This is a genomic window from Marinactinospora endophytica (genome assembly GCF_054780875.1).
On the sequence record NZ_BAAGVM010000024.1, the window covers coordinates 1 to 14,748 of the forward strand.

Consider the following 14,748-nt stretch of genomic DNA (forward strand, 5'->3'; position numbering starts at 1 on the left):
CGCGCCTCAACCCCTGAAACGCCGGACCATACCCATAACCCTCACCGGCCAGCCGCTCGTAATGACCCGACACCTCCACCACACGCGCATCCACCGGCGGCCACACCGACAGATCAAACCCCGCACCACCCACACGACCGGCGACCAGCACCCCCACCGCATGGCGGACCCACGTCCACCCGTTCACGGAGGAGTGCACGCTCACCTCCCGGCGGCCGTCCTCCCCGGGCGCACTCGCCCGGACCTGGAGGTCCACGGCCTCCTCCGTCAGGACGAGGGGGGTTTCCAGCATGAGTTCCTCGACGACCGGGCAGCCGACCTGGTCGCCGGCGCGCACGGCCAGCTCGACGAACCCGGTCCCGGGGAACACGACCGTCCCGCCGGCGGCGTGGTCGGCCAGCCACGGCTGCGACGCCACCGACACCCGACCGGTCAGGACGACCTCGCCGGACGCCGCGACGCGCACGGAGGCGCCGAGGAGCGGGTGGTCGGCGTCCTCCAGGCCCGCGGCGCGCACGTCCGCCGCCTGCTCGTCGTGCAACCAGAAGTGCTCGCGCTGGAAGGCGTAGGTGGGCAGATCCACCCGGGAGGCCCCCGAGCCGGCGAACACCCGCGCCCAGTCCACGTCGATCCCGGCGGTGAACGCCTCGCCCAGGGAGAGCAGGAACCGGCCGGTCCCGCCCTCGCCACGGCGCAGCGTGCCGACCACCGCGCCCGAGCGGCCCGAGGTCTCCAGCACGTCCTGCACGCTCATGCCCAGCACCGGGTGCGGGCTGACCTCGACGAAGACGGTGCGCCCGTCGCCGATCATGGTCTCGACGGTCTCGGAGAAGCGCACCGGCCGACGCACGTTCTCGTACCAGTACCCGGTGTCCAGGGTGGTCCCCGCCACGATCCCCGGGGTCACGGTGGAGTAGAAGGGCACTCTGCCCTCGCCCGGCGTCACCGGTTCCAACGCCTTCAGCAGCCGCTCCCGCAGGGCTTCGACCTGGCGGGAGTGCGACGCCACCGTGGTGGCCACCACCCGGGCGCGCACGTCCTCGGCGCGCAGCCCTTCGACGAACTCCTCCAGGGCCGCCTGCGTGCCGGCCACCGCCGAGGAGACGGGACCGTTGAGTGCGCTCAGCTCCAGCGCGCCGTCCCAGGCGGCGATGCGTTCCCGCACCTCGTCGGGGGGAAGGGCCACCGCGGCGATCGCGCCCTTGCCGACCAGTTCCTCGGCGAACACCCGGGAGCGCAGGACCACCGCCCGCACCGCGTCGGGCAGCGAGAGGATTCCGGCGACGTAGGCCGCCGCGATCTCCCCCTGGGAGTGGCCCACCACCGCGGCGGGGCGCACGCCCGCGGCCTCCCACATCGCGGCCAGGGAGACCATGACGGCGAAGGTGATGGGTTGCAGGACCTCGATGGATTCCAGGGTGGGGGCGCCGGGCTCGCCGTGCAGGACGGCCCAGGGGTCCCACTCCACCCAGGTCGCGATCTCCTCGAAGCATTCGGTCAGCCGGGCCGCGAACACCGGCGAGGTCTCGGCGAGTTCGGCGCCCATCCCGGCCCACTGCGACCCCTGCCCGGGGAAGACGAACACCGGTTCGCGCGTGCCGGGCGCGGCGCCGCGCGCCGCCCCCGGCGGTGTGTCGTCCGTGGCCAGCGCCTCCATCGCCGCGATCAGCTCGTCCGCGGTGGTACCGACGGCCACGGCGCGGTTCTCGAACACCGCCCGCGAGGTGACCAGGGAGTGGCCGATGTCGAGGGGGGAGCGGCCCTCGGCGCGGGCGTGGGCGGCCAGCGCCGCGGCCTGGGCGCGCAACCCCGCCTCACCACGGCCCGACACCACCCAGGGCAGGGGGCCGGGTGAGGTGGCCGAGGTGGAGATGAGCCGGGTCTCCTCCCCGGGGCCGTCGGTGCCCGTCGCGGGGGCCGGTGCCGCCTCGGCGACCGGCGCCTCCTCCAGGACCACGTGGGCGTTGGTGCCGCTCACGCCGAAGGACGACACCCCGGCCCGGCGGGGCCCCTCCTTCTCCCACACGACCTCGTCGGTGAGCAGTTCCAGCGCGCCGGCGGACCAGTCCACGTAGGTTGACGGCTCGTCGACGTGCAGGGTGCGCGGCAGCACGCCGTGGCGCATCGCCAGCACCATCTTGATCACCCCGGCCACGCCCGCCGCCGCCTGGGTGTGCCCGATGTTGGACTTGACCGAGCCCAGGCGCAAGGGAGCGGCGTCACCGCGGTCACGCCCGTAGGTGGCCAGCAGCGCCTGCGCCTCGATCGGGTCGCCCAGCGCCGTACCCGTGCCGTGGGCCTCGACCGCGTCGACCTCGCGCGCCTCCAGGCCGGCGGAGGCGAGGGCCTGCCGGATCACCTTCTCCTGCGACGGCCCGTTGGGGGCGGTCAGGCCGCTGCTCGCGCCGTCTTGGTTGACCGCCGAGCCGCGGATCAGGCCCAGGACCGGGTGGCCGTTGGCCAGCGCGTCCGACAGGCGCTCCAGCAGGATGATGCCGGCCCCCTCGGAGAAGCCGGTCCCGTCGGCGCCGGCGCTGAACGCCTTGCACCGGCCGTCGGTGGCGATGACCCGTTGCCGGCTGAAGGCGGTGTAGGTGCCGGGGGCCGACATGACCGTGACGCCGCCCGCCAGCACCAGGGGGCTCTCCCCGGTGCGCAGTGACTGGCAGGCCAGGTGGATGGCGACCAGGGACGCCGAGCAGGCGGTGTCCACGCTCATGGTCGGTCCCTGTAGGCCGAGCGTGTAGGCGACCCGGCCGGCGATGACGCTGGTGGCGGCGCCGGTCACGAGGTAGCCCTCGACATCGGCGGGGGCCCGGTGCAGCCGGGGCCCGTAGTCCTGGGGTTCCGCGCCGATGAAGGTCCCGGTCCGGCTGCCGCGCAGGTCCTGCGGGTTGATCCCGGCGCGCTCCAGCGCCTCCCAGCAGGTCTCCAGGATCAGGCGCTGCTGGGGGTCCATCGCCAGCGCCTCGCGCGGGTTGATCCCGAAGAAGGCGGGGTCGAACTCGCCGGCGTCGTGCAGGAAGTGACCGACCCGGGTGTAGCTGGTGTTCCCGGTGTCGGGGTCGTCGTCGAAGAGGCGGTCCAGGTCCCAGCCCCGGTCGGTCGGGAATCCGGTGACGGTCTCCCCGCCCTCCCGCAGCAGCCGCCACAGCTCCTCCGGGGAGCGCACGCCACCGGGGTAGCGGCAGGCCATGCCGATGATGGCGATGGGCTCGTCGGAGGCCACGGCGGAGATGGCGTCGCCGCCGTCCGATTCCTCTCCCAGCCCGAGCACGTCGGTGAGCAGGTGGTCGGCGAGCGCGGCCGGTGTGGGGTAGTCGAAGGCGAGGGTCATCGGCAGGGGGGTGCCGAGCTCGGCGGAGAGCCGATCGCGTAGTTCCACCGCTCCGAGCGAGTCGAGCCCCATGTCCCGGAACCCCTGATCGGGGGAGATCTCGTCCACCAGGCCGGGCAGCACCTCGTCCATGACGCCGAGCGTCGTGCGACCGACGAGGTCGGCCAGGGCCGCCCGCCGGTCGGCGAGGGGGAGGCCGGCCAGCCGGAGCGTGAACGCCGACACCTCTCCGGTCTCCGCCGCGGGGGCGACACCGGTCTCGTTTGCGCTGTTGTGGTCCTGACTCATGCGCTGACTCTCCATGGTGAACCGCGAAGGACCGGCCCTCGGCGTGTGTTCGGGGCGGCCGACGATGGGGACGGGGAGGGGCGGCCGGGACCACCACGATCCCGGCCGGCGGGTTATCGGGGGATCCGGTCGAATCCGATGCGCGACGCGGAGACGACCTGGTCGCCGCGGGTGATGACCTCGGTGGGGGCCGGCCGGCCGAGGAACATGAGCAGGCTGGCGGTCAACCCATAGGCGCCGGCGTTGGGGATGGTCACGACGTCGCCGGGGCGCAGGTCCGGGACGGACACGTTGTGCCCGAAGGTGTCGCCCGGCGTGCACAGCGGGCCGACGAGACTGGCCACGCCGTCCTCTGCCCGGCCGTCCGCGGGGACGGGGTCGGGGGCCAGCCCCACCGACACCGGCAGCAGCCGGCCGAGCCCGGACATGCCGCCCAGTGTGTTGATGCCGGCGTCGAGGATGACGAACCTCCGGCCGCGGCTCTCCTTGATGTTGGTGACGGTGCACACCAGGCGGCCACAGTCGCCGGCCAAGTACCGCCCGGATTCGCAGGCGATCCGTGGCGCGCCGTCCCGCCACCCGGGGAAGCGCCCGTCGAGGGTCTTCTCCAGGGCGGCGCGCAGGTTCGGGTAGACGGGACGCTCGCCGGGGGTCAGGTAGGGGGAGGCGAATCCGCCCCCGAGGTCGAGCAGTTCCGGCTCCAGCCCGACGGCGTCACGGACCTCGGCCGCGGCGGCGATGGTGTGCTCGAACTCGGCGATCAGCGAATCCTCGTCGCGCGCGTTGCTCAGCGAGAACAGGTGCATCCCGGCCAGGCGGACGCCGGGGACCGCGCGCAGCTCCGGCATGACAGCGGGCAGTGTCTCGCTGTCGAAGCCGAACTGCGAGGGGGTCCCCGTCATGCGGATGCTCGTGGTGGCCCCGGTGCCGGCGCTGTTGACGCGCAGCAGGCAGTCGGCGGTGACGCCTCGCTCGTCCGCGGCGCGGCCGATCCGGCGCAGGTCGCCGAGGGATTCCGCGGAGAAGGTGCGGACGCCGGCGTCGAGGGCCGCCGCCACCTCCTCACCGGTCTTGCCCGGCCCGGTGTAGAGGATTTCGGCCGGGTCGAAGCCCGCGGTGATCGCGGCGGCGAGCTCGCCGGTGGAGCTGATCTCGGCCTTGCAGACGGGGCCGTCGCCCTCGCGCAGCGCCCGGGCGATCTCAGGGTGGGGGTTGGCCTTGAAGGAGTAGTAGAGGACCGTCCCCTCGGGGAGGGCCGCGTACAGGTCGTCGCGGGCGGCCACGGCCCGCTGGAGGTCGTAGACGTACAGGGGTGATCCGTACTGTTCGGTGAGGTGCGCGTCGCCGCTCACGGGCGTTCTCCTTCGGGGCCGTCGAACATGCGGGTGAGGACGTCGCGGGCGTTCTTGCCGTTGCGGGTCAGCGGCATTTCCCCGATCACCCGGCACAGCGCGGGGACCTTTGCCGCCTCCAGCCGAAGCGCCAGTTCCCGCAGCACTTCCCGCGGGGCCAGATCGGACTCGGCGACCAGGGCGAGGTCGCGGTTCTCCGTCGGGGGCAGCACGGCCGCGGCGCGGACACCAGGGATGTCCAGGGCGGCCGCCTCGATCTCGACGGTGCTCATCCGGACGCCCTTGCGCTTGAACATGTCGTCACGGCGCCCCTCGAAGTACAGGTAGCCGTCCGCGTCGAGGAAGCCGTGGTCGCCGGTGCGCATGCGCACCTCGCCCCCGGCGCCGTCGCGCCGGTAGACCCGCCCGGTCTGTTCGGGCGACCGCCAGTAGCCGGCCATGACGTTGGGCCCGACCACCGTGATCTCCCCGGATTCGCCCGGTGGCAGCGGCCTGCCGTCGGGGTCGAGGATGAGCACCCGGGTGCCGGGCAGGGGCCGGCCGACGGAGCCGGGGCGCTCGTGCTCCTCCTCGGGGGGCATCACGGTGACCCGCTTGCACTCGGTGATGCCGTACATCCGCACCACGCGGGCGCCGGGGAACCCGGCGCGCAGGTCCTCGATGGTGCTGATGGGCAGCGCCGCCCCGGTGTTGGTGAACATCCGAACGCCACCGGCCGCTTCGGGGTCGCGCCTGGCCAGGGTGGTGATCATGGTCGCCAGGGAGGGGACCACGGGCAGGATCGTCACCCCGTGCTCGCGGACCCGTTTCATCAGCAGCAGGTCGGACTCGGCGCCGGTGAGCAGCAGCTCGGAGTGGCCCAGGGTGGCCAGCAGGACCTGGTAGAGCCCGTAGTCGAAGGAGAGCGGCAGCCGGCACAGGACGACGTCGGCGGGGCCGTAGCCGAGGACACCGTTGATCGCGGTGGCGGCGAACGTCACCGCCGCGTGCGGGCACATCACCCCCTTGGGGGTGGAGGTGCTGCCAGAGGTGTAGATCATGAGGGCGAGGTCGTCGGGGTCCGGTCCGGGGAGCGGGGGGAGCTCCTCGTCCGCGGCCTCCTCGACGGTCTCCCACAGTGCGTCGAGTCCGTGGACCGGGACGCCGGTGCCGGCCGCGGCGGCGCGCAGCGCCTCGCCGTCACCGATGGCCAGGGCGGGCTCGGCGTCGGTGACGATCGAGCGCAGCTGGTACTCCTTGAGCCCGGGGTCCAGCGGGACGACGACGGCGCCCACGCGTGACGCGCCGTACAGCGCGGGCACGATCTCGCGCCGGCTCGGCGTGAGCAGGAGGATCCGGTCGCCGCGGCCGACGCCCAGCGCGGCCAGCCGGTGGGCGAACGCGCGGCTGAGCCCGGCGACCCGGGTGTAGCTCCACGGACCCTGGGGATCACGGACGGCGACGGCCTCGGGGGTTCGCGCGGCGGCCCGGTCCAGGAGCTCGTGGACGAGATCCGGGCGCGCTCCCGCCCCCTCCTCGGTCGGACTGGACATCATGACCCTCCTCGATCGGGTCCGGGCCACGGCGATGTGCCCGTGGGCGCCGGGTGGTGGTGTGAATGGCGGGACCAGGAGACCGGATTCGCCGAAACGCTACTGATCGGGGCAGCGCGGGGGAGCCCCTAACGTCCCCCTAGGCCGCTTCTGCGGTGGCGGGCCGGGAAGGGGTCACCGGGCGTCTCCGATGTGCTCCCCGGCGATCGTGCGGAGCCGGGCCCGGTCGACCTTGCGGTTGTGGTTCAGCGGGAACCCGTCCAGGTGGACGTAGGTCCGGGGGATGAGCCCGGCCGGCAGGGTCCGTCCGGCCTGCGCGGCCAGGTCCGCGGGGCGCGCCGGGGCACCGGTGTAGAAGGCGACGAGCCGCAACGGGCCCTCCTCGCCCTGCGTGACGGCGACGGTCGCGGCGTCGGTCACCCCAGGGGTGGCGCGCAGGGCGTGGTCGATCTCGGTGAGCTCGACCCGGCGGCCCTGGATCTGCACCTGGGAGTCGGCCCGTCCCAGGTAGACGAGGTCGCCGGTGCGGGCCCGCCGCACCCGGTCGCCGGTGTTGTACCAGGTGCGCCCGTCCCGGTGGACGAACCGTCCCCCGGCGTCCCGCGGATCGAGGTAGCCCGGGGTGAGCTGGGGGCCGCTGATCCACAGTTCGCCCTCCTGCTCGGCGGGCCTACCGTCCTCGCCGATGAGCAGGTGGTCGTGGCCGTCGTTGACCTCGCCGATGGGGGACAGGCCGTTGACGCAGATCCCGGGGGTGGTCGCGGGGTCCCAGCGGTAGGCGGTGATGGTGATGGTCATCTCGGTCGGGCCGTACAGGTTCTCCAACGTCGAGCCGGAGGCGGCGCGCAGCCAGTCCGTGGCGTCGGCCTCTTTCAGCGCCTCCCCGGCGAACAGGCTCCAGCGCAGACCGGGCAGGGAGCCGGGGGTGAGGCGGCCGGTGTGCCGGGTCAGCCCGATGGCGCTGGGGGTGGAGAACCACACGGTGATGCCCTGCTCGGCGATGAACGCCGGCAGGTCGCGGTAGGCGGTCATCGGCACGGCGACGACGGTCGCCCCGGCCCCCCACGCGCAGAACAGATCGAACATCGCGCAGTCGAAGGTGAGGTCGAACGTCTGGGAGAAGACGTCACCGGGGGTGAAGTCGTAGCGCGTGTCGAGGAACCGGAAGTAGTGGTCGGTGTTGGCGTGGGTGATGGGCACCCCTTTGGGGCGCCCGGTGGAGCCGGAGGTGAACAGCACGTAGGCGACGTCGGAGGGGGCGACGGGCCGCGGGGCGTCCAGCGCGTCGGCCTGCGCGGGAGGGTCGATGCCGGGGGTGAGCACCCGCGGTGTCCGTCCCGCAACGGTCAGGTCCCGGGCGGCCGTCGCGCCCCACTGGTCGGCGATGACGGCCTCCACCCCCGCTGTCTCGGCCATCATGCCGATCCGCTCGACGGGAAGGTCGGTGCCGAGGGGGACGACCGGGACGCCGGCGTAGAGTCCGGCGAGCACACCGACGTAGGCGACCGTGCCTTTGGCCGCGAGGATCCCCACGGCCGCGGGGCGTCCATCGCGCAGGAGCGCACCGGCCCACAGCAGCGCGAGCCGGTCGGCCTCGGCGTAGGTCAGGCTCTCCGCGCCGCCGTTTCCGGCCCGGAAGGCGGCCCCATCGGGGTTGGCCGACAGGCCGCGGCGGAATCGCGAATAGAGTGCGGACGGAGTTTCAGGCGTCATTTCCGATCACCGATCCGTGGATTTATGTGCCGTGGGCCATCGTGGTATTCCGGATTTCCCGCGGGCGACCCCGGCGGGTTCTCTTCTTCTTTTCCTCTGGTTTCAGAGGGGGATTGAAATTCGCGACGATTCGCGTGTATGTTCATCGGGTGTCCGGTATTCGCCGGTGGGTTCCCCCTGGTCTTCGCGGCCCCATCGCGCCGGGAGCCCTACCCGTTTCCGGATGTCCCCGGGTGCGCGGGACCTTCGCACCCTTTCACCGACGTCCCCGATCCCCTCACCCGTTCCCGCCCATCCGTGCGGGACGAATTCGACCGAGAGAACGGTGCCGCCGTCATGTGGGATGAGAAATTCGAGAACACCCTCCGCGAATCCCTCCCTTTCCTTGCCCCCGATGAGGAACTCCGGGAGGACATGAGCCTGATGGGCGCCGGATTGGACTCCATGGGGATCGTCCAGCTCCTGTCCCGGCTGGAGGACGCCTACGACGTCCGCTTCCGCGACGAGGCGCTGACCCTGGAGACCTTCGAGACCCCCGGCACGCTCTGGAAGGTCCTCACCGGCCTGCGCTGACCGGACGCCGGGGAGCGGCGCGGGGCCGCCGCTCCCCGGCGGACCGGCCCGCGCTCAGCCCGCCGCCATCCGCCGGGCGACCAGCGTGGGCGTCACCGGCAGCACCTTGAAGTTGTCCCGGGTGACCGGAACCCGGCCGAACAGCGCGTCCTGCCCGCAGACACAGACACCACGCACCCCCATCCGGGACAGCGCGGCCACCACGTCCGGCCAGCGCAGCGCGCGCACAAAGGTGTCCAGCAGCATCGTGCGCACCTCCTCGCCGGTGGTCAGCGTCGCGCCGTCGTGGTCGTCGATCACCGGCAGCCGGGGGTCGGCGAACGACAGATCCGTCATCGCCTTCTCCGCGCGCTCGCGCAGGCCCGCGAAGGCGGCGGAGTGCATGGGTGGGCGCATGGTGTACAGCGACAGCCCGCCCAGCGAGCGCACCCGCTGCTGCAACCACTCCACCTGCGACTCGCGCAGGGACAGCATGGTGAAGTCGTGGTCGATCACGCAGGCGACGTCGTACCACTCGGAGCGTTCGTCCAGCTCGGCCAGGATCCCGCGCAGGGCGTCCGCCGGGACCCGGACGAAGGAGTGGGTCACCACGTCGGTGTGCTCGGTGGAGAAGTACTCGGAGGTGATCCGGGCCAGGAGCGCGGCCAACCCGATCCCCTCCTCGGCGGTCAGGGCACCCGAGTACACGGCCGCGGCCCGCCCCCCGAAGCTCGGCCCGGCACAGGCCGCCGGAGCGATCCCGTACTCGCGGTGGGCCCAGTCGGCCAGGGCCAGCGAGTTGACCATGAACGCGACCTGGACCGCCTCGGCGTAGTCGTCCCCGGCCGCCTGGAAACGGTCGAGCAGCCGGTAACCGAGCACGTCATCGGCGATCGCGACCAGGCGGCGCGCCTCGGGGACGTCTCGCATGAACGCCACGGTCTCGGGGGTGCGAGAGGGGCCCATGCCCGGGAAGACGACGGCGGTCTGTAGGCCCATGCTGAATCCCATGCGGTTATTCCAGACTCGTGAGGAATTCGGCCACGACCTCGATGAACCGTTCCGGTTCCTCCAGGTGCGGTGAATGGCTGGAGTCCGCGAACTCGTGTCCACGGACGTCGGGGACGAGGTCGAGGAAGGGGCGTACCGATTCCGGCGTCACCTCGTCGTGCCGGCCGGAGATCACCAGGGTGGGCGCCGCGATCCGCGGCAGCAGGTCCACCACGCTCCAGTCCTTGAGGGTTCCGATCACGTGGAACTCACACGGGCCGTTCATCGTGTGGTAGACCGTCGGGTTGCTGGAGGTGTCCATGAAGGTGGCCGTGAAATCGCGCGGCCACGGATCCACGCGCAGCACGTGCCGGTCGTAGAACACCTTCATCGCCTCGAAATAGGCGCGAGTGTCGGTCGTCCCGGCGGCCTCGTGCTCCCGCAGGGTCGCATCGACCCCCGGAGGGAGCCGGTCGCGCAGGAGTTTCAGCTCGCGGCGCCACTCGGGGTAGGAGGCCGGCGAGTTCGCGATGATCAGCCCGCGCAGGCCGGGCGGGCGCCCCGCCGCGTGGAGGGCTGCCAGCAGCCCACCCCAGGAGTGGCCGTACAGGACGTAGTCGCCGGCGACGCCGAGCCGCTCCACCAGGTTGCCGAGTTCGTCGTTGAACAGCCGCGGCGTCCAAAAGCCCGGGTCGGCGCCGTCGATGTGGGTGGAGCCGCCGTTGCCGAGCTGGTCGTAGTGGACGACCGGCCACCCCTGGTCGGCGAGCGCGGTCATCCCCAGCAGGTAGTCGTGGGTCGCGCCGGGGCCGCCGTGCAGCACCACCACCGTCGGCCGGCCGTTGCCCGGTTTTCCGGTCACGCGGTACCACGTCGCGTACTCGCCGAACGGCACCGTTCCCCTGGCGTCGGGGGATCGCGCCACGTCCACCACCTCATCTGGTCGGCGCGGACCCGGGCCCGCGGTATTAGGCCGTTCACGCCGGGCACGGCAGGGCCCGGTACCGCCGAGCGAGGGGCGGCCACGCCGACGCTAGGCGGCCTCCGGCGCCGCTGGCACCCCTAACCCGCCCGTGCCGCACCCCTCAAGGAGACGGCGTGGGACGGGGCCGGGCGCGGCGGGGCGTCCCGGGCCCCGAGGGGCCCGGCCACCGGTACCGGGAGGCCGGCACGCTCCCCGTCGGGGCCGGCGGCGGGAGGGACGCCGGTGTCACGGCGGCGCCGGCAGCGGACGCAGCCCCAGGGGGAGGAGAGGGGGAAGCTAGGGGTCGGTCCCGCCGGGACGGGTCATTACCGTCTCTTCAGCGTCGATCGTGGGGGACCCACGCCCACGTTCCCGCGCACCGCCGGGCCGTGCCGGGCACGGCGGTGATCCGGACCGCGTGGTGACGGCCGGGCACGCCGACCTGATCGGCGCCGGACCGCTCACCACGTCGCGACACGCCTGCGAGGGAGGGACGGCCATGCGCTCCACCGGCGGCTCGGCGGCCGCCCGCCCCGGTTCCGCGGCCCCGGTCCCCCACCGGTACCCACCCCCTCTGACCTCACGGACGACGTGCTCCGGGGACGCGGGGGCGGATTCCCCGCGCCGGACGGGTTGACGCGCGGATCTGTCCGTTCCGCCCGGCCCGTCGCGCCCCGCTCTGTCCCCCCACCGCCACTAGCTCAAGGTTGGTTGAGATCCCATGGCCAATGACGACAAGTTCCGGGACTATCTCAAGCGCGCCACCGCCGATCTCCAGCGGACCCGCCGGCGGTTGCGGGAGATCGAGGCGAAGGACCGTGAGCCGATCGCGATCGTGGCGATGGGCTGCCGCTACCCCGGTGGTGTCGCCTCCCCCGAGGACCTGTGGGCCATGGTGGCGGCCGGCGGGTCGGGGATCGTCCCCTTCCCGACCGACCGCGGCTGGGATCTCGACGCCCTGACCAACCCCGACCACACCGTTGACGGGACGACCTACGCCGACGAGGGCGGATTCCTCGACGGCGCCGCCGAGTTCGACGCCGCGTTCTTCGGGATCAACCCGCGCGAGGCGCTGGCGATGGACCCCCAGCAGCGCCTCGCCCTGGAGGTCGCCTGGGAGACCCTGGAGCGCGCCGGGGTCAACCCGCAGGACCTGCGCGGCACCCCCACCGGCGTCTTCGTCGGGGGCACGCAGACCGGGTACCTCCCGGGGACGGGGCCGTTCCCCGAAGGGGTCGAGGGCTACCTCCAGACGGGTAACACCAGCTCGGTCATCTCCGGCCGGATCGCCTACACCCTGGGCCTGGAGGGCCCGGCGGTGACGGTGGACACCGCCTGCTCCTCCTCCCTCGTCGCGATCCACCTGGCGTGCGAGTCGCTGCGCCGCGGCGAGAGCACCCTCGCCCTCGCCGGCGGCGTCACCGTCATGCCGACGCCGGAGCTCATGGTGGACTTCAGCCGGCAGCGCGGGCTGGCCCGCGACGGCCGGGTCAAGGCGTTCTCCGACGACGCCGACGGCACGGTGTTCTCCGAGGGCGTGGGGCTGGTCCTGCTGGAACGGCTCTCCGACGCCCGCGCCAACGGCCACCGCGTCCTCGGCCTGATCCGGGGGACGGCGGTCAACCAGGACGGCGCCAGCAACGGCCTGTCCGCCCCCCATGGTCCCTCCCAGGAGAAGGTCATCCGCAGCGCCCTGGCGCGGGCGGGCCTGACCCCCGGGGACGTCGACGCGGTCGAGGCCCACGGCACCGGCACCACACTGGGCGACCCCATCGAGGCGCAGGCGCTCCTCGCGGTCTACGGCGACCGGCCCGAGGAGTCCCCGCTGTGGCTGGGCTCGGTCAAGTCCAACATCGGGCACACCCAGGCGGCGGCGGGCGTGGCCGGGGTGATCAAGATGGTGCTGGCGATGCACCACGACCTGTTGCCGCGCACCCTGTACGTCACCGAGCCGACCTCCCACGTCGACTGGGACCAGGGGCAGGTGCGGCTGCTGGACGAGGGCCGCGAGTGGCCCCGGCGGCCGGAGTCTCCCCGCCGGGCCGGGGTGTCGTCCTTCGGTGTGAGCGGCACCAACGCCCACATCATCCTGGAGGAGGCCGGGGAGGCCCCAGAGGGGACGGCCGCCCCCGCCGGAACCTCCGACGCGCAGGAAGCGGCGCCTCTCTCACTCTCCGAAGAGACCCCGCTGCCCTGGGTGGTGTCGGCCCGGGGCGGCGCCGCACTGCGCGCCCAGGCCGAGCGGCTCGCGGCGCACGTCCGCGCCCACGAGGAGGCGGACCCTCAGGCCGTCGCCCGCGCCCTGGCCACCACGCGGGCGGTCTTCGGCGACCGCGCGGTCGTGGTCGGCACCGGCCGCGACGAGCTCCTCGCCGGCCTGGACTCCGTGGCCACGGGAGACGGCGACGCCACGGTGGTGAGCGGCCTCGCCACGGTCCGCCGCGACCCCGTGTTCGTCTTCCCCGGGCAGGGGTCGCAGTGGGCCGGAATGGGGGCCGAACTCGCGGAGTCCTCACCGGTCTTCGCCGCGCGCCTGCGCGCGTGCGCCGAGGCGCTGTCGGAGTTCACCGACTGGGACCTCCTCGCCGTCCTGCGCGGTGAACCCGGCGCACCCCCGTTCGACCGTGTCGACGTGGTCCAGCCCGCCACCTGGGCGGTGGTGGTCTCCCTGGCCGCGCTGTGGGAGTCGGTCGGGGTCCGCCCCGCCGCCGTCATCGGCCACTCCCAGGGTGAGGTCGCGGCGGCCTGCGTCTCCGGGGCACTGTCGCTGCGGGACGCCGCGCGCGTCGTCGCCCTGCGCAGCCGCGCCATCGGCCGGGAACTGGCCGGCACGGGCGGCATGATGGCCGTCGCGCTGCCCGAGGAGGAGGTGCTCCAGCGGATCGAGCCGTGGGCCGGCCGGATCTCGGTGGCCGCGGTCAACGGCCCCGTCTCCGTCGTGGTCTCCGGTGCCTCCGCCGACGTGGACGAACTGCACGCGGCGCTCACCGCCGACGGTGTGCAGGCGCGCAAGGTCGCCGTGGACTACGCCTCTCACTCCGCGCAGGTGGAGCGGCTGCGCGACATCGTGCCCGCCGAGCTGACCGGTATCGCGCCGCGTCCCGCCGAGGTGCCGTTCTACTCCACCGTGACCGGCTCCCTGCTGGACACCACGGGGGTCGATGCCGGGTACTGGTACACCAACCTGCGGGAGCGGGTCCGCTTCGACGCGGCGGTGCGCGCCGCCGCGGCCGACGGGCACACACTGTTCATCGAGGTCAGCCCGCACCCGGTGCTGAGCATGGCGATCCAGGACATCCTCGACGACAGTGCCGGTGACGGCGACGCGATCGGCACGCTGCGCCGTGGCGAGGGCGGGACCGGTCGGTTCCTGCTCTCCCTGGGCGAGGCGTTCGCCCACGGCGCCCCCGTGGACTGGGCGCGGGCGACCGCCGGGGCGCGGACGTCTCCGGTGGATCTGCCCACCTACGCCTTCCAGCGGGAACGGTACTGGCTGGAGGCCGGGCAGGCGGCGGACGTGCGCGCCGCGGGCCTGGAGGACGCCGGCCACCCGCTGGCCGCCGCGGCGGTCGAGCTTCCCGGCCGGGGCGGCGTGGTGCTGACCGGGCGGTTGTCGGTGGCGTCGCAGCCGTGGCTGGCCGACCACGCGGTGGAGGGGACGGTGGTGTTCCCGGGGACCGGGTTCGTCGAGCTGGCCGTGCGCGCCGGCGACCAGGTCGGCTGTCCGGTCGTCGAGGAACTCATGCTGGAGAGCCCGCTGATCGTCGACGACGAGGCGGTCGTCCTCCAGGTCACCGTCGACGCCGAGGAGGACGGCCGCCGCGCCGTGGCCGTCTACTCCCGGACCACCACCCGCGGGTGGACCCGGCACGCCGCCGGAACCCTCGGGGCCACCGGTCGTGTGGGGGGTGCGGGGTTTGATCTGTCGGTGTGGCCGCCGGTGGATGCGCGTGTGGTGGAGGTGTCGGGTCATTACGAGCGGCTGGCCGGTGAGGGTTATGGGTATGGTCCGGCGTTTCA

The 14,748-nt window shown here is 73.3% G+C and carries 8 protein-coding genes; 2 read left to right on the forward strand and 6 right to left on the reverse strand.

What is annotated here, in order from left to right; all coding sequences use genetic code 11:
- The 4 genes from ACYVHU_RS26415 to ACYVHU_RS26430 form a co-directional block, all read right to left on the reverse strand.
- The coding region (locus ACYVHU_RS26415) for a type I polyketide synthase (protein WP_498949887.1) at positions 1 to 3,625 on the reverse strand (3,625 nt) is incomplete at its 3' end.
- Between the two features lie 113 nt (positions 3,626 to 3,738).
- Entirely contained in the window at positions 3,739 to 4,977 is a 1,239-nt protein-coding gene (locus tag ACYVHU_RS26420; protein ID WP_078764229.1) for a type III PLP-dependent enzyme domain-containing protein, read from the reverse strand.
- Complete coding sequence (locus ACYVHU_RS26425; RefSeq protein WP_078764230.1) at positions 4,974 to 6,512, reverse strand: AMP-binding protein; 1,539 nt, start codon at positions 6,510 to 6,512, stop codon at positions 4,974 to 4,976. The genes ACYVHU_RS26420 and ACYVHU_RS26425 overlap by 4 nt, the downstream gene beginning before the upstream one ends.
- A 171-nt stretch (positions 6,513 to 6,683) precedes the next feature.
- Entirely contained in the window at positions 6,684 to 8,222 is a 1,539-nt protein-coding gene (locus ACYVHU_RS26430; RefSeq protein ID WP_432937285.1) for an AMP-binding protein, read from the reverse strand.
- Between the two features lie 336 nt (positions 8,223 to 8,558).
- Here ACYVHU_RS26430 and ACYVHU_RS26435 point away from each other — a divergent pair, with 336 nt between their 5' ends.
- The gene (locus tag ACYVHU_RS26435) at positions 8,559 to 8,795 is read left to right on the forward strand and encodes a phosphopantetheine-binding protein (RefSeq protein ID WP_078764232.1); all 237 of its coding nucleotides are present in this window, start codon (positions 8,559 to 8,561) and stop codon (positions 8,793 to 8,795) included.
- 54 nt (positions 8,796 to 8,849) lie between these two features.
- On the opposite strand, the gene ACYVHU_RS26440 is transcribed toward ACYVHU_RS26435, so the two are convergent.
- Both ACYVHU_RS26440 and ACYVHU_RS26445 read right to left on the reverse strand, forming a co-directional pair.
- Complete coding sequence (locus ACYVHU_RS26440) at positions 8,850 to 9,785, reverse strand: ACP S-malonyltransferase (protein WP_235001217.1); 936 nt, start codon at positions 9,783 to 9,785, stop codon at positions 8,850 to 8,852.
- A gap of 4 nt (positions 9,786 to 9,789) precedes the next feature.
- The gene (locus tag ACYVHU_RS26445; protein ID WP_078764233.1) at positions 9,790 to 10,689 is read right to left on the reverse strand and encodes a proline iminopeptidase-family hydrolase; all 900 of its coding nucleotides are present in this window, start codon (positions 10,687 to 10,689) and stop codon (positions 9,790 to 9,792) included.
- Positions 10,690 to 11,449: 760 nt separating this feature from the next.
- On the opposite strand from ACYVHU_RS26445, the gene ACYVHU_RS26450 reads away from it, so the two are divergent.
- Positions 11,450 to 14,748 (forward strand): type I polyketide synthase (locus ACYVHU_RS26450; protein WP_498949888.1); only part of this gene is annotated, 3,299 nt, incomplete at its 3' end.